The 21,885-nt window shown below is 63.8% G+C and carries 21 protein-coding genes and 1 tRNA gene; 12 read left to right on the top strand and 10 right to left on the bottom strand.

What is annotated here, in order from left to right; all coding sequences use genetic code 11:
* Window positions 1–7 precede the first annotated feature (7 nt).
* Entirely contained in the window at window positions 8–1,384 is a 1,377-nt protein-coding gene (locus AC56PL_RS20365) for a cytochrome P450 (RefSeq protein WP_495518250.1), read from the top strand.
* Here AC56PL_RS20365 and AC56PL_RS20360 read toward each other — a convergent pair.
* From AC56PL_RS20360 to AC56PL_RS20350, 3 genes are read right to left on the bottom strand one after another with little or no spacing between them, the layout of a single operon-like run.
* A complete protein-coding gene (locus AC56PL_RS20360; protein WP_497154982.1) occupies window positions 1,343–2,083 on the bottom strand; it encodes an SDR family oxidoreductase in 741 nt (246 codons plus the stop codon). The two genes, AC56PL_RS20365 and AC56PL_RS20360, sit on opposite strands and share 42 nt — an antisense overlap.
* Window positions 2,084–2,093: 10 nt before the next feature.
* Entirely contained in the window at window positions 2,094–3,224 is a 1,131-nt protein-coding gene (locus AC56PL_RS20355; protein ID WP_497154981.1) for a Ca2+-dependent phosphoinositide-specific phospholipase C, read from the bottom strand.
* Entirely contained in the window at window positions 3,221–4,108 is an 888-nt protein-coding gene (locus tag AC56PL_RS20350; RefSeq protein ID WP_497154980.1) for an Fpg/Nei family DNA glycosylase, read from the bottom strand. The genes AC56PL_RS20355 and AC56PL_RS20350 overlap by 4 nt, the downstream gene beginning before the upstream one ends.
* Window positions 4,109–4,133: 25 nt before the next feature.
* Between AC56PL_RS20350 and AC56PL_RS20345 the strand changes: the two genes are divergently transcribed.
* A complete protein-coding gene (locus AC56PL_RS20345; protein WP_495518254.1) occupies window positions 4,134–4,880 on the top strand; it encodes an inositol monophosphatase family protein in 747 nt (248 codons plus the stop codon).
* Between the two features lie 64 nt (window positions 4,881–4,944).
* Here AC56PL_RS20345 and cobF read toward each other — a convergent pair whose 3' ends face one another.
* Entirely contained in the window at window positions 4,945–5,715 is a 771-nt protein-coding gene (cobF, locus tag AC56PL_RS20340) for a precorrin-6A synthase (deacetylating) (protein ID WP_497154979.1), read from the bottom strand.
* A gap of 4 nt (window positions 5,716–5,719) precedes the next feature.
* Complete coding sequence (locus AC56PL_RS20335) at window positions 5,720–6,526, bottom strand: SDR family NAD(P)-dependent oxidoreductase (RefSeq protein WP_495518256.1); 807 nt, start codon at window positions 6,524–6,526, stop codon at window positions 5,720–5,722.
* Window positions 6,527–6,673: 147 nt separating this feature from the next.
* On the opposite strand from AC56PL_RS20335, the gene AC56PL_RS20330 reads away from it, so the two are divergent.
* Window positions 6,674–7,699, top strand: a complete 1,026-nt coding sequence (locus tag AC56PL_RS20330; protein ID WP_497154978.1) for a DMT family transporter — start codon at window positions 6,674–6,676, stop codon at window positions 7,697–7,699.
* Here the strand turns inward: AC56PL_RS20330 and AC56PL_RS20325 are convergent.
* Together AC56PL_RS20325 and AC56PL_RS20320 are read right to left on the bottom strand one after the other, a co-directional pair.
* Complete coding sequence (locus AC56PL_RS20325; RefSeq protein ID WP_497154977.1) at window positions 7,620–8,906, bottom strand: family 1 glycosylhydrolase; 1,287 nt, start codon at window positions 8,904–8,906, stop codon at window positions 7,620–7,622. The genes AC56PL_RS20330 and AC56PL_RS20325 overlap by 80 nt on opposite strands.
* A gap of 27 nt (window positions 8,907–8,933) precedes the next feature.
* Window positions 8,934–9,752, bottom strand: a complete 819-nt coding sequence (locus tag AC56PL_RS20320; RefSeq protein ID WP_497154976.1) for a maleylpyruvate isomerase family mycothiol-dependent enzyme — start codon at window positions 9,750–9,752, stop codon at window positions 8,934–8,936.
* Window positions 9,753–9,890: 138 nt separating this feature from the next.
* Here AC56PL_RS20320 and phnD point away from each other — a divergent pair, with 138 nt between their 5' ends.
* The 5 genes from phnD to AC56PL_RS20295 are packed head-to-tail and all read left to right on the top strand — an operon-like array spanning window position 9,891 to window position 13,832.
* Window positions 9,891–10,790 carry a phosphate/phosphite/phosphonate ABC transporter substrate-binding protein gene (phnD, locus tag AC56PL_RS20315; RefSeq protein ID WP_497154975.1) on the top strand — a complete coding sequence of 300 codons (900 nt, stop codon included), beginning with the start codon at window positions 9,891–9,893 and terminating at the stop codon, window positions 10,788–10,790.
* On the top strand, window positions 10,791–11,606 hold the full coding sequence (gene phnC / locus AC56PL_RS20310) for a phosphonate ABC transporter ATP-binding protein (protein ID WP_495518261.1): 816 nt from the start codon (window positions 10,791–10,793) through the stop codon (window positions 11,604–11,606).
* Window positions 11,590–12,453 carry a phosphonate ABC transporter, permease protein PhnE gene (gene phnE, locus AC56PL_RS20305; RefSeq protein WP_497154974.1) on the top strand — a complete coding sequence of 288 codons (864 nt, stop codon included), beginning with the start codon at window positions 11,590–11,592 and terminating at the stop codon, window positions 12,451–12,453. The genes phnC and phnE overlap by 17 nt, the downstream gene beginning before the upstream one ends.
* Window positions 12,454–12,456: 3 nt before the next feature.
* Window positions 12,457–13,233: a tyrosine-protein phosphatase gene (locus AC56PL_RS20300; RefSeq protein ID WP_497154973.1), complete on the top strand. Its 777-nt coding sequence runs from the start codon at window positions 12,457–12,459 to the stop codon at window positions 13,231–13,233.
* Window positions 13,230–13,832, top strand: a complete 603-nt coding sequence (locus AC56PL_RS20295; RefSeq protein ID WP_497154972.1) for a TetR/AcrR family transcriptional regulator — start codon at window positions 13,230–13,232, stop codon at window positions 13,830–13,832. Before AC56PL_RS20300 ends, AC56PL_RS20295 begins: the two co-directional genes overlap by 4 nt.
* Before the next feature lie 52 nt (window positions 13,833–13,884).
* Here the strand turns inward: AC56PL_RS20295 and AC56PL_RS20290 are convergent.
* Window positions 13,885–13,960 (bottom strand) — tRNA-Arg (locus AC56PL_RS20290).
* A gap of 187 nt (window positions 13,961–14,147) precedes the next feature.
* Between AC56PL_RS20290 and pgfA the strand changes: the two genes are divergently transcribed.
* Window positions 14,148–15,320, top strand: a complete 1,173-nt coding sequence (gene pgfA, locus AC56PL_RS20285; RefSeq protein WP_495518265.1) for a cell envelope lipid trafficking protein PgfA — start codon at window positions 14,148–14,150, stop codon at window positions 15,318–15,320.
* Between the two features lie 98 nt (window positions 15,321–15,418).
* Here pgfA and AC56PL_RS20280 read toward each other — a convergent pair whose 3' ends face one another.
* A complete protein-coding gene (locus AC56PL_RS20280; protein ID WP_497154971.1) occupies window positions 15,419–17,029 on the bottom strand; it encodes a PucR family transcriptional regulator in 1,611 nt (536 codons plus the stop codon).
* 94 nt (window positions 17,030–17,123) lie between these two features.
* On the opposite strand from AC56PL_RS20280, the gene pruA reads away from it, so the two are divergent.
* The 3 genes from pruA to AC56PL_RS20265 all read left to right on the top strand — a co-directional run bounded on the left by pruA (window position 17,124) and on the right by AC56PL_RS20265 (window position 21,507).
* Window positions 17,124–18,800: an L-glutamate gamma-semialdehyde dehydrogenase gene (pruA, locus tag AC56PL_RS20275; RefSeq protein WP_497154970.1), complete on the top strand. Its 1,677-nt coding sequence runs from the start codon at window positions 17,124–17,126 to the stop codon at window positions 18,798–18,800.
* Window positions 18,797–19,756 (top strand): proline dehydrogenase family protein, encoded by a 960-nt coding sequence (locus tag AC56PL_RS20270; protein WP_497154969.1) that lies wholly within the window; start codon window positions 18,797–18,799, stop codon window positions 19,754–19,756. The genes pruA and AC56PL_RS20270 overlap by 4 nt, the downstream gene beginning before the upstream one ends.
* 194 nt (window positions 19,757–19,950) lie before the next feature.
* Window positions 19,951–21,507 (top strand): HNH endonuclease signature motif containing protein, encoded by a 1,557-nt coding sequence (locus AC56PL_RS20265; RefSeq protein ID WP_497154968.1) that lies wholly within the window; start codon window positions 19,951–19,953, stop codon window positions 21,505–21,507.
* Between the two features lie 146 nt (window positions 21,508–21,653).
* Here AC56PL_RS20265 and AC56PL_RS20260 read toward each other — a convergent pair whose 3' ends face one another.
* Window positions 21,654–21,872 (bottom strand): hypothetical protein, encoded by a 219-nt coding sequence (locus AC56PL_RS20260; protein ID WP_482137545.1) that lies wholly within the window; start codon window positions 21,870–21,872, stop codon window positions 21,654–21,656.
* Window positions 21,873–21,885: the final 13 nt, after the last annotated feature.

The raw sequence follows: 21,885 nt of genomic DNA, 5'->3' as shown, positions 1-21,885 counted from the left end.
AACGATCATGAGCAAAGTCTTGTCAACGCCACCTCCCGACACCGGGTTGCGCGCGGTCCGGGGTCCGCGAAACCTGCCGCTGATCTCAACGGTGAAACTGGTCCGCCGCCCGGCAGATCTTGCCGCTTCGCTGCGTCGCGACTACGGCGACATCGCTCTGACCAGCGCACTGCGCCGCAAGGTCGTGGTGGCGCAGGGTCCGGCCGCAGCAGAAGAACTGACACTCAATCGCGACAAGGCGTTCTCGAACGAACCCGTCTACGAGTTCGCGTTGGGTAGATTCTTCCGGCGAGGAGTTCTGTTGATGGACTTCGAGGAGCATCACCGGGACCGTCGGATCATGCAACAGGCGTTCACCGCGGACCGACTCGCTGTCTACCACCGGCACGTCGAGGCAAAGGTGCGTCAGTCGATCCAGGAACTTCCGGTCGGCCCGGCCGTCGACCTTCGGACGGAGTTCAAGAATCTCACGTTGGACATCGCCCTCGAAGTGTTCGCGGGCGTTGAACTCGACCGCGCCGAGGCGACCAAGCTCAACCGCGCCTGTGTCGATCTGATCGAGGCGGGCGGCGCGCTGCTCCGCCTCCCGGTCCCGGGGCTTCGGTTCAGTCGTGGCCTGACGGCCCGCCGCCGGCTCGAGAAGTTCTTCGGCGATCTCGTCTCCATGAAACGGTCAGCAGGTGGGGACGACCTGATGTCCGAACTGTGCCGCGCTGAGGTGGACGGTCATCGACTGAGCGACGCCGCGGTGATCGACCACATGATCTTCATGATCTTTGCGGCTCACGACACGGCAACCATCGCGCTCACCGCCACCGCTTTCGAGCTGGCCAAAAGCCCCGAATGGCGCGCCCGGGTACGGACCGAGGTCGAGGCATTGCCGGAGACCATCACCTACGACGATCTGACATCGATGCCACTGGCAGAACGCGTCATGAAGGAGGCGATCCGGCTTCGACCGCCGGTCCCGGTACTGCCGCGCGCAGCGGTGAAGGACACCGAACTGTGCGGCCACCACATCCCGCGGGGCACGTTTGTGGTTGTCCTGGTGGGGGCAAACCATCGTATCGACGACGTGTGGCCCGACCCCACGCACTTCGATCCCGACCGTTTCAGCATGTCCGAACGCGATGCAGGCAGACATCGGATGGCGTGGATGCCGTTCGGCGGCGGTGTACACAAGTGCCTCGGTATGAACTTTGCCCGGATGGAAGTACTCACGGTCCTGCACCGCATGCTTCGCGAGTTCGAGTGGTCTGTGCCAGAGGACTTTTCGATGCCCGCCGCAGACCGCTCATTAACCGTGAACACCGGCTTCCCGGCGACGGTGCGCAGGCGCCGATCAGACCATTCGACGAGTGATGGCAGCCGGCAGGTGGCGTAGCGCCAGGTCGACTGCGGTCCACGGCCAGCGCGGCACCACGGCCCGACTGCGTTCTGACTCGATGGCCGCGACCAGCGCCGCCACCCCGGCCTCCCGATCGGTCATCATCTTCGATTTCACCCCGTTGTTGATGTCGGTGGCGATGTAGCCGGGCAGGATCACGCTGACCTTGATGGGCGAACCGACCAGCTCTGCCTGCAGGCCTTCTCCCAGCGCCGACAGTCCGGCCTTGGACGCCGAATAGGCGGCCTGGGCCTTCGGGAGCCCGTGCACCGCACTCATCGAACTGATCAGCACCAGATGTCCGGAGTTCTGCGCCCGGAAGATCTCCATCGCGGCCTCGATCTGTGCCAGGGCGCCGATCAGATTGGTCTGTACCGTTTCGAGGTTGGCGTGAGCTTTGCCGGTTCCGATCGGTGCGCCCTTGCCCAGGCCGGCGTTCACGATCACCCTGTCGAGGCCACCGAGTTCGTCACGCAGAGCATCGAAAACGACCGGAACGGTGTCGACGTCGGTCACATCGAGGCCGGCCACCGCGATCTGCGAGGCCTGCGCGCAGAGCTCGGACTTCAACTCGTCGAGACGATCGACCCGCCGCGCGCACAGCGCCAGCGCGCGGCCCTGTGCCGCATAGGTTTTGGCCATGCCCTCGCCCAGCCCCGAACTGGCACCGGTGATCAAGATCTTGTTGCGGCTCATGGCAGGCAACCTACCCTCCGGCGCCGGACCACGTCGTCACCGGATTCGGTCGCACCGCAGACCCACCCGGCAGCCGAGACACAAACGTGCCGTCGCCCCACCGAAACGCCAGGCCCGGCACCGGGAAGTCGGTGCTGATCATGTGCGCACCCGAAGCCAACGCCAGCTGTGGCCGACGGTGCTCATCGGCCTTCGCGGTCGACACCGGGTCATCGGATCGGGTCCGGACCAGATATCCGCGGTTCACCAGCTCACGGATCCGCAAGAACCCCTGTCCGCGAGGATCGTTGTGCATGATGAACGCCGAATCGGATTGTCCTGGAGGTGGAGTCGTGAATGCCACCCGGCCTTGCAGGCTCGGCCGTCCGATGCGGTAGTTGTCGCGGATGTAATCCTGGTCGCCGTAGTCCAAGAAGAACAGCACCGTTCCACGGACGTCGTCCACCCGCGGCCAGCCCGATTCCAGCACAGCGTGCTCCAACGTCGGTGCGGCGCCACGGATTCGGTCAGGAGTCAACAGCGACGCCTCGCTGAACACCGAACGGATCTCGGCGTCGAGTCCGTCGAGTATCTCCGGCGACCAACGCGGCACCCGGGCACCCCGCAACAGCAGCGCCCAGGGCCACGACGCCTTGAGCTCGAGTTGGATCACCACCGGCACATGCCCGGGATGTGCATCCGACCAGAGCTTCACGGTCTGCAGCGCACCGCGCATCGTCGGGCAACCGGTCCGGTAGTCGGCGTCCGGTGCGTGCATCACCTTGAACCCGGGCAGGCGCCAGAGGGGTTCGGGGCGCAGAGACGAAGCGGAGCGGAGCTCGACCAGATTTGGTCGCAGAGACGAAGCGGAGCGGAGCTCGACCAGCTTTAGGCGTCCCCGGCCGCGCCACCTGCGTGCCAGCGGACTCATATACCGTCCGCCGTCGGGATCGGGATAGAGGTCCAGCTCGATCCCCCGCACGTGCTGATCGCCGAGTTGCTGATCGAGCGGAAGATGTTCGTAGCGGTATGAATCCAGGTCCGACCCCATCAGCCATCCGAATCGTTCGTCGGGCGGCATCATCCGGTGTGACGAGTTGTGGGTGGCCATGAACTGGATCTGGTTGAGCCGCAAGCCCGCCGGAAGCGGATCTGTGCTCACTTGAGCAATCTCGACATCCGGCGATCGGCCAGGACCTTTCCGCCGGTCTGGCAGGTCGGGCAATACTGGAAGGACCTGTCGGTGAACGAGACCTCGCGCACGGTGTCACCGCAGATCGGGCAGGGTAGACCGGTGCGTGCATGGACACGCAGACCAGACCGCTTCTCCCCCTTCAGCTTCGCCACCTCCTGGCCTTCGAGCCGCCCGATTGCGCCTCGCAGGACCTCACCGATGGCCGAGTACAGCGCATCGACCTGGTCGGGGGTCAGGGTTTTCGACGTCGCGAAGGGCGACAACTTGGCGGTGTGCAGGATCTCGTCGCTGTAGGCGTTGCCCACACCCGAGAGGATCCGCTGGTCGGTCAGTACCGTCTTGATCCGCGCCCCCGAGGTTTTCAGCAACGCGGCCAGTTCGTCCCGGCTCAGCGACAACACATCAGGACCGAGTGTCTTGATCCGTTCGACCTCGGCGGGATCGCGGACGATCCACACCGCCAGGCGTTTCTGGGTACCGGCCTCGGTGACGTCGAAACCTTCACCGGGCAGCCCGCAGTGCACGCGCAGCGCGATCGGTCCCTTGCCGCCCGGACGCGGCGGAGCCGGTGACAGGTTGTCCGACCACCGCAGCCATCCGGCCCGCGACAGATGGATGATCAGATGGATCGGGCCGTCATCGGCACCGTCGCTCGGTCCAGCTGTGGTGATGACCAGGTACTTTCCGATCCTGGTCACCGACTCGATGGTTCTGCCCGCCAGCGCGGTGTACGGCGGGTCGGCGGTTTTGAGCACCGCCAGCGATGCCACGTCGACACGACGAATCGGAAATCCGGCAGCCCGGCCGTCGACGTAGTCGGCGATGGCCTGCACCTCAGGTAACTCCGGCATGAGGACAGTATGTTCTAGTAACCAGATGCGCTCCAGTGGTTCGGTGACCGACGCCGAGTTGGCCAGAATGTTGGCCGAAGGCGCCGGGAAGATCCTGGTGGACATCCGGTATCAGCATTTGCTCGGCGGATATCTGCTCGGTGATGTCGGCGATGCAATGGCACAGGCCTGGATCGGTGCGGTTCTCTCACAGCACCGACCGGCCGACGCGGTGCTCTCGGAAGAGGCCACCGACAACGGTCGGCGGCTCACCTCCGACCGGGTCTGGATCATCGACCCGCTCGACGGCACCCGCGAGTTCGCCTCGGGCCGCGACGACTGGGCGGTCCACATCGCCCTGACGATCGATGGTCAACCGGCCGACTGCGCGGTCTCGCTGCCGGCAATCGGCGAGGTGTACACCACCGATACCGTGCCGACGGTCGACGGCGAACTGACCGGCCGGATGGTTGCCTCGCGGGGTTGGGCCTCTTACGAGTCCGGCCACGTCTCACAGCGACTCGGACTCGACATGATTCCGATCGGTTCGGCAGGCGCCAAGGCGATGGCCGTCGTCCGCGGCGATGCCGATGCCTACGTCCATGCCGGTGGGCAGTACGAATGGGACAACTGCGCGCCGGTCGGGGTCGCTCAGGCCGCCGGGCTGCATTGCAGCCGCATCGACGGCACCGAGCTCGAATACAACCGCCGCAGCCCGTTCATGCCCGACTTTGTCATCTGCCGCTCCGAACTCCGCGACCCGATCCTGTCCGCACTCGCCGAAATCGCCTAGCCCCACCCGATAGTGTGCCCTTTTGGCGGTGCCCACCTGGGCTTTTGTTCGCCAAAAGACCACATCATCGGGGTTTGCGGAGCAGGTAGATGTCCATGATCCAGCCGTGGTGCGCTCGGGCGGCGTTGCGGGTGTCGCGGATCTGCTCACCGACCGCACCGACGGTGCCGGAGATCAGGATCTGATCGGGTGTGCCCACATAGGCGCCCCACCAGATGTGATCGTCGGGCGCTGCCGTCTGCAGGAATGTGCAATCCGCGTCGAGCATCACCACCTGATTGGTCGCCGCCCCCGCCGGGGTGTCAGCCAGCCGGCGGCCGGTGGTGATGTGGATGGGCTCGCCGATGCGGTTGAGCAGGATCTTGTGCGCGGCGGTCAACGACGCAAAACTCGTGATGCCCGGGATCACGCTGCGGTCGAGGTCCAGGCGTCCGCGCGCGACGATGGTGTCGACGATGCGCAAGGTGCTGTCATACAGCGCCGGATCACCCCAGACCAGGATTCCCCCGACACCGTCCTCGCCCAGTTCGTCGGTCAGGGCCTGCTCGATGAGGTCGGCGCGGGCGTCGTGCCAGCGACGGACCTCGGCGGCGTAGTCGTCCGGACTTCGGTCACGCGGCGGATCGGGGACTTCGACAAACCGGTACTCCCCGTCGAGGTATCGGTCGCAGATCTCCCGACGCAGGCCCACCAGGGACTGTTTGACCGCAACACCACGCTCGGGGGCTTTGTCGAGGACAAAAAATGTGTCGACGGATTTCATCGCGTCGATGGCCTCGATGGTGATCTGACGTGGATCGCCCGGCCCGATGCCGATGACCAGTAGCTTCCGCATGTCCTCAGGGCCTGGCCTTCGAAAGTCCATGGAATCTGCCGGTGATGTCGCCGATCGTCCGACGCGGCAGGACGCGACGCAGTGCGAATACGATCGGTGCGCGGTTCCCCTTGGCGTACAGCGGCTTCGGGTCCTTCGACAGCGCCGCCTCGACGACCACTTCGGCCATCGGCCCGACGGTCAGACCGGCATCTTCGTTGCGGCGGGTGGCTGCGGCGACGGTGTCGTAGTCGCCGCGATAGGGCGAATTGTCAGAGATGAAATACCCACGCCGGTCGCCGATACCGGTGGCGATGGTCCCCGGCTCCACGGTGCAGATCGCGATCCCGAACGGCGCGAGCTCACGGCGACTGCCGTCCGCGAAGGCCTTGAGCGCCGACTTCGTGGCGCCATACGACGACCGAAAGGCCAGCGGGAAACTCGAGAGCATCGACCCGACCATCACGATGGTGCCGCGCCTGCGTTCCCGCATACCCGGCAGAAGCGCCTTGGTCAGCGCGATCGGCCCGAGAACATTGGTCGCGAACAGCTTTTCGATGGCCTCCATCGGGGTGTCCTCGAGTGGGCCCATCTGCGATTCGCCTGCGTTGTTGATCAGGATGTCGACGGCGCCGGCCTGCTCCGCGCAGCGCGCAATACTGGCCGGGTCATTCTGGTCGAGTTCGAGGTAGGTGACACCGGGGATCGGATTCTCGATGGCGCCGGGCCTGCGGCTGGTACCCATCACGGTCAGTCCGCGGGCAACCATCTGACGGGCGACTTCGGCACCGATCCCGCTCGATGCACCGGTGATCAACACGGTTTGGCTCATCGCTCAACACTAGGTCCCGGCCCTCACTCACGGCACCGGCACACCCCGCCATCGTCCAAGCTGTGAAAAATCAGTGGCGCAGCTGGGAAATACCTGAGCATCCTGGAGGTGTTGCAACCAAGAAGTGCATGCGAAGGGAAAAACGAAATGCTGCTCGGAGTGAGCTTGGCCGTCATCGCGGCAGTGGGCTACGGCCTGTCGTCGGTGATGCAGGCCCTCGGGGCACGGCAGACCGCCCGGGCGAACCTCGGCGACGAGCGGATGTCCACCGCCGACGGGTCGCCCTCGTGGCGATCCACCGTCGCCACCGCGATGACCGGGGTTTTTGTCGCTGGTGCGATCTTCGACGTACTCGGATTTGTTGCCGGTGCAGGCGCAGCTCGGATGCTGCCGCTGTTCCTGTCGCAGACCATTGTCGCGGGCAACCTCATCATCACGGCACTTCTCGGGATCCGCCTACTCGGGATCAAACTGCACCCGCGCGACTACGTCGCGATGGGCACGGTATTGGTGGCGCTGCTGCTCTTGGGTTCGGCGTCGCAGCCGCACAGCGATCACCCGACGCCGCCATCGTTGCACTGGGCACTGCTTGCCATCACCGTCGTGCTGGTGGTTTTGTCGCTGTTCACGGTTCGCCGGATGGGGCGAGCCGGATCGGTGGCCGCCGGCGCCGCAGCGGGCCTGTTGTTCGGCGCTGTCGTGATCGGCGTCCGCATTCTCGACGGCATCGATCCGCTCTCATTGCCGACCATCCTGGCCGATCCGGCCGCGTGGGTGATCGCCATCGCGGGTGCGGCGGGGTTCTATCTGCACACCGTGGCGCTGCAACTGGGCGAGGTGAACGGGTCGACGGCGGCGCTGGTTGTCGGGGAGACCGCGGCGCCCGGGATCGTCGGGGTGCTCTGGCTCGGTGACTCGACGGTGCCCGGCATGCAGTGGCTGGCGCTCGCCGGATTCACGTTCGCAGTCCTCGGCGCGGTTGCGGTTGCGATGTTCGGATCTGCCGAGGCAGAACGCTCGGCGCAGGAGAATCTGACCGGCGCGGGACAATCGGCCGGATCAGAATTCGATGACGGCTTTGATCAGTCGACGTTCACCGTACCGGCTGACTGCAGCTCGTTGGAGCATCCACAAGAGAACAAAAATCAGCCGGGCGGGTGGGCCGATAGTTGACCGGAACGCCTCCGTTGGCGATGATCTCGGCGTAGGCCGCGACGGCGGAAGTGGGCTTGCGGGTCAGCGTCGGATCCGAGGTCGCATCCACCTGATAGAGGCCGAAACGTGGTGTGTAGCTACCCCACTCGTAGTTGTCGGTGATCGACCAGTAGTTGTATCCGACCACGTTCATCCCGTCGGCTCGGGCCCTGGTGATCCAGTACGCCGCATCGCGCAGTTGATCTTCCCGTTGATACCGGTCAGGTCGCGCCTTCCCATTCTCGGTGGGGATTCCGTTCTCGACGATGTACAGGGGCATGCCCGGGAACTTCCGCGCGTAATAGCGCAGCGCGTAGTAGAGGCCATCAGCCGACGATGAAGCCTTCCAGAACTGTTCGGTCGCAGCGTTGTACGTGTTGAGATCCGTCGCCGCCACCGAGTAGTAGTAGTCGATACCGACAAAGTCCTGCTTGTCTGCGATCCGATCGAGAAACATCGCGTCCAGTGCAGGTTGGACGGTCGGCAGATACGCAGAGTTCGACGTCACCCAGGCTCCGGGCTGAATCGAGTGGATGTGGTCGTAGATGCTGCGATGGACACGCACCAGTTGATCGAGCATCAACGGGACGTTCCGCGCTTCGATACCGCCGAAAGACAATTCCTTGAGGTACGTATAGACGATCGGCTCATTGATGGTGACCCAGATGGGGTTGAACTGGGCATAGCGGTCAACCACCTTGCGTGCGTTGGCAAGCCAACTCTGCGCCATGCCTGGATCGTTCCAGCCGCCACGGTCGGCCACCCATCCCGGGTACACCCAATGATCCAACGTGATCATCGGACGCATCCCGGCCAGCAGGATGTAGTGCATCACGCGGTCGTAGTATTCGAGCTCGCGCTGATCCCACATGCCCGGCTGCGGCTGGATTCTGGCCCACTCCACGCTGAATCGGTACACGCTCACGCCCATGGCCTTGGCGTTGTTGATGTCCTCTTCAAAGCGATTTCGGAAGTCGACCGACGTGCCCACCGGGTCATCGACGCCATCACTGTTCGAGTACCGCAACCAGTTGCTGTCGGGAGAGGAACCCTCGGCCTGAAATCCGGCTGACCCGACACCCCAGAGAAATCCGGACCCGAGTCCGTTGTCCTGGGCGGCGGCGGGTGCGGCCGGAATCGCGATCACACATATCAGCGGGAGAATCACCGCCAACAGTCGTCGCATCTTCCCTACCCAGGATTCGCTGCCCACTCACATCACATAGGCCAGGTTGGCCAGTATCTTTTCGCCGAGCACCCGGTCACCGTCAATGACAGCGGACCGAAGATCACCGGTCGATCGGCCGCCGATCAGCCGGGCAAATTCAGCATAATTGATCACTAAGGTCAGATCTGGAATTCGATCGAGTTCATCGACAATTCCCGCCCGGCCGTCGACCGCGATGTTCAACGTCCGCGACACCGATCCCTCGATGACGATGCGGATCCGGCTACCGTCCGGGGCGCCGGCCTTCTTCCCGACGACAAACGGCATGCTGGCGGCGACCTCGTCCAACGCCACCTCGGCGGCGATCCGATCGACGGGCAACGACAGGCCAAGCGAGTCGCAGAGGTCCAATTCGTGCATCCAGCAGTCGAACACCCGGATCCGGATGAATCGGCCATACGTGTCCGGGCCTGCAGGCGTGAACGAATCGGCGTCGAAGTCGGCCTGACCCATCGTCGCCAACGCACTCTTCCGCCGAGCGATGACATCCCGATAGTCGGCCAGTACGGTCTCCCGATCCTGCGCTCGATAGAACTCGAGCCAGCGTTCGTTCATCACGCCGATGCTGTTGTGGACGTGGTCGAAGGCATCAACGTCGGCGGCCACCTCCGGCAACGCGTCACCGAGCAGCATGCGTTCGGTGGTCATGACATGAGCCACCACGTCACCCACCGACCATCCGGGCAGGATCGAGGGAGCGTGCCACTGGTCGTCGCTCAGTGGCGTCGCCAAGGTTTCGACAGATGACCACGCAGCCGACATTGCGTCGACGAGTGGTTCCTTCGGCAAGATCGTTCGGCTCATGGCTGATGACGATACGTCGAACGCCCCAGTCGTAGATGTTCATCTGGACGCAATTTCGATGTCGTCGTTTCCGTAATTCCCGTCTATTTGCGCAGGGTTTCATTCCCTTTCGGTAACACCGCTTCCGAAAGGTCCCCCGTGAACAGACGTCTCTCCCTGACCGCCGCACTCCTTGCGGTCGCCGCTCTTGCGCTCAGCGCCTGCAGCTCCGATTCCGCCGACGACACCTCGTCTGAACCGCAGACCACCGTCACGGTCGCCATGACACCCATCGGCGACGACGTCACCGCATCGAACCCCGTCGATGTGTTCACCGACCTGGTCGGCGAGGCCACCGGGATGAGTGTCGACGTCACCGACGTGCCCGACTACCTCAGCGTTGTCGAAGCCTTGCGAAGCCAGCACGTCGACCTCGGTCTGATGAGCGCCTTCCCGTCGGCACTGGCCGTGAACACCGGTGAGGTCGACCCGCTGTTGGCGTTTGCATCGGACGGCAAACCGGTATCGACCTGCATGGTGATGGCGGACTCCGATATCAATGCACTCGAAGACCTACGCGGAAAGAAGATCGCCTTCGCCGATCAGGCGTCGAGTAGCGGATACTTCATGCCCGTTCACATGCTCGCTCAAGCCGGCCTGACCCAGGGCAAGGATTACGAAGCCATCTTTGCCGGCGGACACGATGCCGGATGGGCCGCACTGAAACAGGGCAGCGTCGACGCCTCGTGCACGGCCAACGTACTGACCTCGATGGCGGTCGAGTACGGCATCTTCACCGAGGGCGAAACCCGCAACGTCGGACAGAGTGCGTCGATGCCCGTGTCGATGGTCATCCTGGTGCGCAGCGAGATGAATCAGGCAACCCGCGACAAGCTCCTCGAAGTGCTTCCCGGAGTCTTCGCCGACCACGCCGATGAACTCGGTGTTCTCGCACAGGGAACCACCGGTGCGCCGATCCTGAACCCGGATTCCTCGATCTTCGATTCGCTGAACGAGATCGCCGCGGTCGCCGGTGTCCAGCTCAAGGACTTGGGTTAAATGGCAGAAACAGCGCTCGCCGCACCCATCCACGGCGACTCCGTCCGGACCCCCGAGCCGACAATCGTGACCGGGCGCGGTATCCGCGTCACCTACGGCGACTCCGTTGCGCTCGACGGTGTCGACATCGACCTGCACCCCGGTGAGGTGGTGGCACTGCTCGGATCGTCGGGCTCCGGGAAGTCGACACTGATGCGGACCATCACCGGATTCACACCGCTGGCCGGCGGCTCGCTCGTCGTCGCCGACCGCGATGTCACGCGCACCTCCAAACGCGACATGAGGCATCTGCGTTCGGAAGTGGGTCACGTCTTCCAGCAGTTCAACCTGATTCCGCGACTGTCGGTGATGACCAATGTCCTCACCGGTGGACTACATCGGGCCGGTCCGGTCAACTGGCTGGGCGGATTCTCGTCCGCCCAGCGCACGCGGGCTCTGGAACTGCTCGACCGGGTCGGAATCGAGAACAAGGCCACCTCACCGGCCCGGTCACTGAGCGGCGGCCAACAGCAGCGGGTGGCGATTGCACGTGCACTGATGCAGCAACCCCGATTGATCTTGGCCGACGAACCGGTGGCCTCACTCGATCCACGCCTGGCCGCCTCGGTGCTCTCGCTTCTGCGCGACATCGCGCACTCCGAAGGCATCCCCGTTCTGATCAGTCTGCACGTGGTCGATCTCGCGCTGCAGTACAGCGATCGGATCATCGGATTGCAGCACGGACACACCATGATCACCGACCACACGAGCAACCTCTCGGCAGACGACCTGACCCCGCTCTACGACCAGGAGGCCCCCGGTGCCGACGACGACTGAACGGGTCACCTCAACCGACACCGTGCCCAAGAGAAGCAACCGCCAACCCGAGTTGAGTCCGGAAGATCGGCAACGGCTCACCAGTGCGTTCCATCTCCCCCGACGTGGGGTGCTCGCCGCGCTGCCCGTTGCCGCCATTGTTCTGATCTGGTCGTTTGCCGGCGGCGAGTTCAACTTCACCAAGCTCGCCGACGGTTCGGTCAACATGTGGGAGTTCCTGTCCCGCCTGTTTCCGCCGACGTGGGACAAGTTCGACGTCATCGTCGAATTGCTGATCGAAACCGTACAGATGGCCGTGGTCGGGACCGTGTTGGGCGCACTGTGCTCACTCGTGATGGCCTTCGCCGCAGCGAGCAACATCAGTCCGCCCTGGGTCTACTACCCGACCCGCTGGATCATGAACATCATCCGTTCGGTACCCGAGTTGGTCTTTGCGTTGATGTTCGTCTCGGCGGTCGGACTCGGACCTTTCGCCGGCATTCTCGCAATGACGCTCGGCTCCATCGGAACGATCGGCAAGGTATATGCCGAAGCGATGGAAGCCGTTGACACCGGCCCGATCACAGCTCTCGAGTCGGTGGGCGCCGGTCGCCGCCAGGTTGTCGGCTATGCCATCGTGCCGCAGGCCGCGCCCATGCTCGTCTCGTACACGCTGCTGCTCTTCGAAGGCAATGTCCGCGGAGCCACCATCCTCGGCATGGTCGGTGCCGGCGGAATCGGACTCGAATTGACCACGGCCATGCGCATGTACAACTACGGCCACCTCAGCGCCATCATCATCAGCATCGTCGTCCTGGTCACGGTCATCGACCGGATCAGCGCGATCATCAGAAGAAAGCTCACCTGACCCATGACACTTCAATTCGCGTCCACACCACTGCCACTGTCCATCCCGGTCAACCTACGAGACCTCGGCGGTATCCCGACCGCCACCGGCGTGATCCGCCCCGGAAAAGTTCTGCGAGCCGACGACTTGTCGCTGGTCACAATCGATTTCGCCGCAGAGCTGGTGGCGGACGGTCTGAGTGCGGTCATCGATCTCAAGAGTGCACAGGAAACCGGGACCACCGGCCGTGGCCCGCTGGCCGATCTCGGTGTCGCCTACCATCACCTGCCACTGCTCACCCAATTCCCAACGGATACACATGCGTTGGCGGGTCCGAGGGATGCGGTCGGGATGGGTGAGGGCTACGCCGACCTGTACGAATCATCGGCAGGCGCACTGGTGAACGCTCTGGCGCTGACCGCCTTCAGTCAGGGCACCATTGCATTTCACTGCGCGGCAGGCAAAGACCGCACAGGAGTGCTCGCCGCGGCGATACTCCTCGCGCTCGGCGCAGATGACGAGGCGATCATCGCCGACTATGCCGCCACCGGACCGAATGTCCAGGCGATCAAAGCCAGAACCGAACCGTCGATGCGCCAGTTGATCGCCGCGACCGGAATCGATCTGAGCCAATACTCCGCTGCCGCCACCGGCGAGGACTTCTCGGAAGAGGCCATGTCCACGATGTTGCGGACACTGCGCGAACGCCACGGAGACCCGCTCGGCCCCTTGCGCGCGGCCGGACTCACCGACGGGTTGATCGACACCCTGCACCGGCGTGTGACGTCGGCACCCGCGTGAACCCGGCAGGCGGGGCCGCGCCAACCGCCGCGCGGCCCGGGCGGCCGTTCGATGTCGACGTCGAATCGCGGGTGTTCGCCGCAGTGCTGGCATTGCTCCGTGAATCGCCTTCGCATCGCGACGTCACCACTCGCGCGATCGCGCGACGCGCCGGAGCCGGACTGGGAACCATCTACCGCCGGTGGTCCACGAGGGAAGAGCTCATCGTCGCCGCACTCAACAGCATCCGCCCGTCAGAACAGTTCGAGCCCACCGGCAACTTTGTCGCGGACATCCTGCAGATCATGGGGATAACCGGCAACCAGCTGACTCCGGAACAGGCGGAGGCCGCACACATTCGCATTCAGCTGGGTCTGAGCGATCCCAAGATCCGGGATCTCAACCACGCCCGGCACACCAGCCACCGTCGGCACCGTCTCCAGGAGGCGATCGATCGCGGGGTCGGTGCCGGCCAGGTCGATCTCCCGATCCCTGCCGACCACTTGATCGATGCCATCGTCGGTGTGGTCGCCTACCAGCACCTGGGCGGCGACCCCATCGGTCCCGGCATCGAGGCGTCGTTGCGGTCATTGCTCTCACTTGTCACCACCGACAAGTGAGCAGTCACCGTGAGCCACCGCTGCGTGCAATTGTCCACCCATTCGGCGGACGTGGTGCCCTAGGCAGGATTCGAACCTGCGACCTACCCTTTAGGAGAGGGTTGCTCTATCCCCTGAGCTACTAAGGCGCTTCGCGTGACGACTTTACCTGCGCGCTGACAATACCCGGGGCCGGGCACGAAGTAAGCCCCGAATGCGCCCCTCCCAACACGCCAGGTATGCCGGAATCGGTGACCAGGCGCAACCGATCGGACGGCTGCTGTAATACTGAACTCGCTTGTCGCCGTTTGAGAGGGGTATGACATCAAGAAGATTTTGGCACCGGCGTTGATCTTCATCGGGATCGCCATGGTGACCGCCGCAATCGCAGTACCGTTGTGGCTGGTTCCCAAGCTCAAAGTGGTTCCGTTGGACCTCGACATCACCTCTGTGGCGACGTCGGTTCCCGCAGGACTGACCGATGACAACAACACCCCGGCACGCGTCTTCAACCGCTGTTCGATCAGCGAACCGAAGGCACAGGTCTTGGATGCGCATCTGACCCAGCAGCGTCGCAGCATCATCATCGACCCGTCCGATTCCGATCAGGCAACACTGCAGTCCGGACAGACCGTGGTGATCGATCTGATTCGCGACGGCGACGAGACCTACGAGCCCACCGCAGAGCCGGCCAATGCCCAGCGCACATGTGAGGACGCCGTTCTCACCTCGAACGTCGACGTCGTGTCCGTCGATCGCGACACCAGCAAGCCGAACGGCAACATCGCCCGCATCCACACCGTCCAGGCACCCGAAGGCACGGTGACCATCGAGGACACCGACAACTTCGTCGAAGCGCCTCGCGAGGGATATCAGTACAAGTTCGGCTTCGACGTCGAGAAGACCGATCAGGTCTACTACGACTCGAACTCCCGACAGGACGTCACCGCCACGTTCGTCGAAGAAGAAGAGATCAACGGCCTCACCGCATACCATTTCGTCAGCGACGTGCCCGAGGTCGATCAGGTGACACTTCCGACGCCCAACGGGGAGCCCGCGCTCGGCACCTCGCTGGAGATGCCGGCGAGTTGGTGGGGCATCGAAGGAGTCCCGCCCACCGAAAAGGTCGTGATGGACCGCTTCGCAAAGTCCACGCGCCACGTCTGGGTGGAGCCGCAGACCGGCACCATCCTCAAGGGCCTGGAAGAGCAGCATCAGTACTTCAAGTCCCCGGGCTGGGAAGATCCTGATCTGGCCCAGCCGATCCGCGACTTCCAGATGGACGCGTTCGCCGCGACCATGGCGTGGCAGGACACCACCGTCGAACGGCAGTCCGACAAGGCTTCGGGCTATGTCGATCAGCTCCGCCTCGGTGGCGTGATCCTTCCGGCGATCCTCGGCACCGTCGGCGGTCTGCTCTTCATCGCAGGTGTGGTCCTGCTGTTCCGGCGTCCCACCCCGGCGACGGTCTCCGCCACTGCCAACACCGAGCAGTTCCCGAGGAGCTGACCCCACCGGCGGTCCGCCTCTCTCAAGAACGCCACAAGAGCCCTCGAGCGAAAGCTCGGGGGCTCTTGTCATATTCGGTCTCGGACTGTGCTCAGCGATCAAATACGAAGTGCAAGCGCCACAACCAGGCGGGAAGCGGGATCGGCCAGGTCCAACCCCGTCAATTCCCGGGTTCGCCGTAACCGGTACCGCAGGGTGTTCGGATGGATGTGCAACTCGCCTGCCGCCGCCCGGACATCTCCGAACGCGTCCAGGTAGGCCCGGACGCTCGGTATCAAATCGGTCCCATGCGCGGCATCGTAGTCACGGAGTTCGGCCACCCGAGGATCCACCAGTTCTGGGTTGGCGGCCAACAATCCGACGATCTCGCCGAGGAGCACCGGGGTCCGTGACTGCTCGATCGTGGTCACGGTGTCGATGAGCGAGCCCTCGCGGCGCGCAGCGTCGATCACCCGGTCGACCTCGACCCGCAATCTGGCCGCATCGATCACACCGGCGCCTTCGGCGACCACGGCCCGGATCCGCACCCCGAATCCGCGTTTGGCCGCATCGACGGTCTCCCGCGCCCACCGCACCGTCGCAGGCCCACTGCTCGTCCGCGGGAACAGCACGTACACCCGTCCACCGACCGCAGCGGTCACGGAGTCCGGCCGAAAAGCACTGGCGTGCAGCGTGAGCGCCGGCAGGTTCTGCTCCCCTCGATCACCTCCCCCGTCCGCGTCATCGTCACGTTCCCGCGCCGCCAGGCCGACAACAACCACCGGACCGTCTGACGGAATGTTCAGCGCCTGAGCAAGATAGGCGACGTCGACGCCTTCGCCCCGAAAGCCGAGCAAGCGCTGAACCTGTTCGCCGTGAACAGATGGCATCGCCGCCGACTGCGCGATGATGCGGGCGGCAACGGCGGACGCACCGTTGATGATCTCCGCAGAGTCCGGCGCGAGGTCGACCTCGGCCTGCTGCAACCAGAGCGTTCCCAGATACGTTGTCCCGCGTGGTCCGCGGATGCCGACGGCCAGGCGTGGGCGAAGCCCCAGATCGTCGCGCCGGGCCACCGAGACCACCTCCGGTCCGGCCCGCAGGGCGCCGAAAACCCCCCACTGCCGCAGCCAGTCGAGCATCTCCGGCGGACCTTCGCGACCGAGGATCGACAGTCGACGCAATTGGTCGGCGTGCTCATCGGAGGTGCTGTAGGCCAGAACGTGCGAGTCCGCGTCCTCGATGCTCACGAGTCCGCCGGTCCGGTCCGCGACGGCTTGGGCCAGCGCGAACAGATCACCGGCGGTTCCGCTGGCCATCGACTCCGCCGTTCCGGCACGCGCCTGCTCCAGCACTCGCCCGATCAGGTTGTAGATGCGCTCCCAGCGGGCGTGTGGGTCAACGGCCACGACCGCAACGCCTGCACCCGCCGCCCGACGCACCAACGTCGCCGTCGGCGACTTCACCAGCATCGCGGTGGGGGTCCGGGTCCCGAGTGTCGCCAGCCAGGCGATCACCTGATCGCAGCCCACACCGACCAGCAGCGCGAGATCGGCGCCGCGGGCCGCCCGGCCCACGCCCAGGCGCAGATCGTCGTCGTCGAGTAGAGCCATCGACGACACGGACCGATCCAGACCTTCGGGCGCTTCGACCAGCGTCACCAGCGTGCCGTCCAAGGCCAGGAGTAGGCGCCCGAGCGTGATCGATGCCGATTTATCAGGTTCGGACATCCGCAGCCCCCTTTGTTCAGCTGGACCAAGCATATGCAGTCTCTTTGGCCTGCTGGCTATCGTTTCTGCAACGCTGCCGGGCTGTGATGGGGAGATGGATGCCATCACCACACCCCCGCGTGCGCACAACGAACCCGTCCACACTTATGCCCCGGGCTCACCTGAACGCCGACGAATCGTCGATGAGCTGCGCAGTCTCACCGCCGCCGCCCCGATCGAACTGCCCCATGTGATCAACGGTGCCCATGTCACCGGCACCGGAACGCCGACCCCGGTTGTGCAACCCCACGCTCACCACGAGGTTCTCGGCACCTTCACCAACGCCACCCACGACGACGCCCGGGCAGCAGTGGATGCAGCCCTGGCAGCCGCGCCGGGGTGGGCGGCAACCGACTTCGATGCTCGTGCCGCGGTCCTGTTGCGGGCGGCAGATCTGATGTCCGGGCCCTGGCGCGAGAAGATCGCCGCGGCCACCATGCTCGGACAGTCGAAATCGGTGCAGCAGGCCGAGATCGACGCTCCCTGCGAACTTGTCGACTTCTGGCGGTTCAACGTCGGATTTGCTCGCGAGATCCTCGCCGAACAACCGGTGTCGAGCGCCGGCGTGTGGAATCGACTCGATTACCGCCCACTCGAGGGATTCGTTTACGCGATCACACCGTTCAATTTCACGGCCATCGCCGCAAACCTTCCCACCGCCCCCATGCTGATGGGCAATACGGTGGTATGGAAACCGTCACCGACACAGACCTATTCGGCCTACCTCACGATGAAACTACTCGAGGCGGCGGGACTGCCTCCCGGTGTCATCAACCTTGTTGCCGGTGACGGGATCGCGGTGAGCGATGTGGCACTCCGTGACCCGAACCTGGCCGGAATCCATTTCACCGGTTCGACGAACACTTTTCAGCATCTGTGGCGTGAGGTCGGGGCAAACATCGGCCGCTACCGCAGCTACCCACGACTGGTCGGAGAGACCGGCGGTAAAGACTTTGTACTGGCACACAGTTCAGCTGATCCCGATGTCCTGCGGACCGCCCTGATCAGGGGAACCTTCGAATATCAGGGTCAAAAGTGTTCGGCGGCATCACGGGCCTATATCCCGCGGTCGGTGTGGGACACCATGGGGGACGACTTCCTCGCCGAAGCAAACAACCTGAGCTACGGCGACGTCCGAGACCTGACCAACTTCGGCGGTGCGGTAATCGACCAGCGCGCCTTCGACAAATCATCCGCCGCCATCGAACGGGCCAAATCGGTACCCACGCTGACGATCGCGGCCGGTGGCGACCACGACGACTCCGAGGGTTACTTCGTGCGGCCCACGGTACTACTCGGTGACGATCCGACCGATGAAGCCTTCAGTACGGAGTACTTCGGGCCGATTCTGTCGGTCCATGTCTATCCGGACGACAACTTCGATTCGATTCTGCAGCAGGTTGATTCGACCGCTCGCTACGCGCTCACCGGCGCGGTCATCGCCGATGATCGCGCCGCGGTCGGTGCCGCGTTGTCCGGGCTCCGCAACGCCGCAGGCAATTTCTACATCAACGACAAACCCACCGGCGCAGTGGTCGGACAACAGCCCTTCGGCGGCGGACGCGCGTCCGGAACCAACGACAAGGCGGGATCCAAGCAGAACCTGATGCGCTGGACCTCCACCCGGACCATCAAGGAGACCTTCACTCCGGCAACAACTTCTGGCTATCCGCATATGGAAGTCGACGCTGCCGGGCACACCGCCCGCGAGGACACGGGCAATCGACCGTGAGGCCGGCCACCGCTGCCGCAGCCCGCAGCATCATCACTGCCGCCGGCCATAGTGGTCGAATCAAGCGCCTGAGCAGGCGCCTACCCGTGACACGAGATGTTGTGCAGCGCTTCGTGCCGGGCGAAACCCACGATGACGCCATGGATGCCTGCCGATCACTGCTGGCATCCGGCCGGATGATCTCCATCGACTATCTCGGCGAGGACACCACCGACGAAACGTTGGCCGAAGCGACCGTCGGGGCCTATCTACAACTGATCGACATGCTTGCAGGCCTTGACCTCACGCAATCTGGTCATCCGATGGAGGTGTCGTTGAAATTGTCGGCGCTGGGCGGCGCACTCCCCCGCCACGGAGAGAAGATCGCGCTGGAGAATGCGCACCGCATCGCCTCGGCTGCCACTCGGGCCGGCGTGTGGGTGACCATCGACGCCGAAGATCACACCACCACCGACTCGACCCTGCGGATCGTCCGCGAATTGCGGTCCGACTTCCCCGATCTCGGTACCGTGCTGCAGGCCTATCTGCATCGCAGCGAGGACGACTGTCATGCATTTTCCGGACCGGGGTCGCGGATCCGGCTGTGCAAGGGCGCATATGCCGAACCAGCAGCGGTGGCATTCCAGAACAAGCACGACGTCGACGCGGCCTACCTACGTTGCCTGCAGGTCTTGATGGACGGCGACGGATATCCGATGGTCGCCAGCCATGATCCCGCGATGGTGGCGGCCGCTGAGGCAATGGCCACCACCGCCGGTCGGGACACCGAGCAATGGGAACACCAGATGCTCTATGGCATCCGCGATTCCGAACAGCAACGACTTGCCCAGGCGGGCCGTCAGATCCGCGTCTACGTTCCGTTCGGCTCCCAGTGGTACGGCTACTTCATGCGCCGCTTGGCCGAGCGCCCCGAGAACCTGACGTTCTTCCTACGAGCGCTGGTCTCCCGCAGTTGAGCCCTCGCAGTGACACCTCAGTGACACCAGCTGCCTTGACGGGGGTTGAGCTACGCGACTGACGCGCACAACACGTTGCCTCACAAGGAGTTCACGTCAGCCGTCACCAAACACCTTACTCGAACAAACATTCGACATGATGTGTTTTCCGGAGTATTCTGGTTGAAAGAATTCAATCAGATGTGCTGGGGGGCATGATGACTGACGATCCATCTGATGAAGTCGGGGTTGGTTCTTCTTCGGTTCCGGTGTTGGTGCGTAAGTACCTCGAGTTGGAGTTGCTCGTTGCCGATATCGCGGACTGCGCTGATTCCGATATGTCTGGGGCGGAAGTCAATGAGCTTGTGCGGGTGCATGAACGGATAGTTCGCAAGCTCGAGTTCACCGGGTTGCGTCACCTGTTGCGGGTTTCAGATCGATCATCGTTTACCGAAGCCGGGTACTCGTCACTGTTCGGTTTCACCCGCAGCGAGTTGCGGCTGACCAAAGGGCAAACCTCCTCCCGAATTCGCGGCCTGGAGGCGGTCGGCCGATTCCACACGATGCAGGGTGAGGAGTTGGCGCCGAAATGCCCTGCCGCCGAACAGGCCTGGTCTCACGGGCTGATCGGCGCCTCGCATATGGATGTGATGCTGGATGTGCGCAAACACATTCCGTCCGCGGCTGATCCGGCCGTGTATGACGTGGTCGATCATTGGATGACCGAAGAAGCCGTTGGTCAGGACCCCACCCAGTTGGCCGCATCGGGTCGTGCGGTGTTGGCCCGGGTTGATCCCGATGGCCGGCTGACCGATGATTCGGATCGGGCGCGTAAACGCAGTGTGAGTCTGGGTGATCAAGGGGTAGACCTGATGGCCAAGATCTCGGGCACCCTGGATCCGGAAACGTTGGCGTTGTTCAAGACGGTGATGGATGTGTGGGCCGCACCGGGTATGAACAACCCGGCCGACCCGAACTCACCGACCGGGGCCTCCGATGATCCGAAACAAGACACAGAGCTGGTCAAGGCGGCCGCTGAGCGTGATACCCGCTCCAAGGGCCAACAACATCACGACGCGCTCAAGGCGATCCTGAAAACAATTCTGGAGTGCAACCTGCTCGGCAAATCGCATCGGGGTTTGCCGGCGCAGTTGATCATCACGATGACCAAAGAGCAGCTCGACGACTGTGCGGGGATCGCCAGAACGGCGTCCGGGGTTGATATTCCGGTCAAAGAGGCCCTGCACCTGGCAGCGCGGTCCGACAAATATTTGGCCGTGTTCGCCGACCACTCCGCGGAGGTGTTGTATCTGGCCCGGACCAAACGGACCGCGCAGAAAGGCCAGCGGCTCGCGTTGTTCGTCCGGGATCGGGGTTGTTCGCATCCAGGCTGCACCAATCCAGCGACCTGGGTCGAGGCCCATCATCTGATTGCCTGGATCAACGGTGGGCTGACCGACATCAACATGATGGGATCAGCGTGCCCGTCGCACCACAAACTCATCGGCGATGGTCCCGGTCAGTGGCAGACCATCATGATCACCGAAGGCCCAGACAAGGGCCGGGTCGGGTGGATACCCCCGGCGTCGGTTGATCCAGAACTCAAACCGAGAGTCAATCGCGCCCAGCACGTCAACGACACATTCGCAGCGGCCTGGGAAAAGGTGCTGGCCGACCGGCAAACGGCACTGGCCGAAAAGTCGGCAGAACTGACCCGAGATCGTGGTGGCGAAGCCCAAACCGGATCCGACAATCTCGAACACATCGAATAACACCCAGGGCGGGCACGTTTCGGGAATCCAGGGTGGCGGTCACGGTCCGGCACCAGACCGACAACCCGAAACCGGGCCACCTGCGTTCAGGTGACCCGGTTTCGGGAGGTGCGGCTATGGTCGCGGTCAAGAAGGTCCGATGGCACTCAGGCGGCGATCACGGTGTCGTAGTAGCCGTCGTAGTCGGTGTCCATTGCAACCTCGTCGACGTAACCGTCGTAGTCGTAGTCGGTCTGGACCTCGTCGATCCAGCCGTCGGCATTGGTGTCGTATTCGACGATGTCGGCAACGTTGTCGCCGTTGGTGTCGGTCAGGATGGTGTCGAAGTAGCCGTCGGCGTTGGTGTCGTACTGTTCGATTGCCATGAGGGTGAGTCCT

The sequence above is a fragment of the Williamsia sp. Y721 genome (assembly GCF_059683565.1).
Note: the sequence above shows the minus strand (reverse complement) of the source record. Positions and strands in the feature narration are given on the sequence as shown.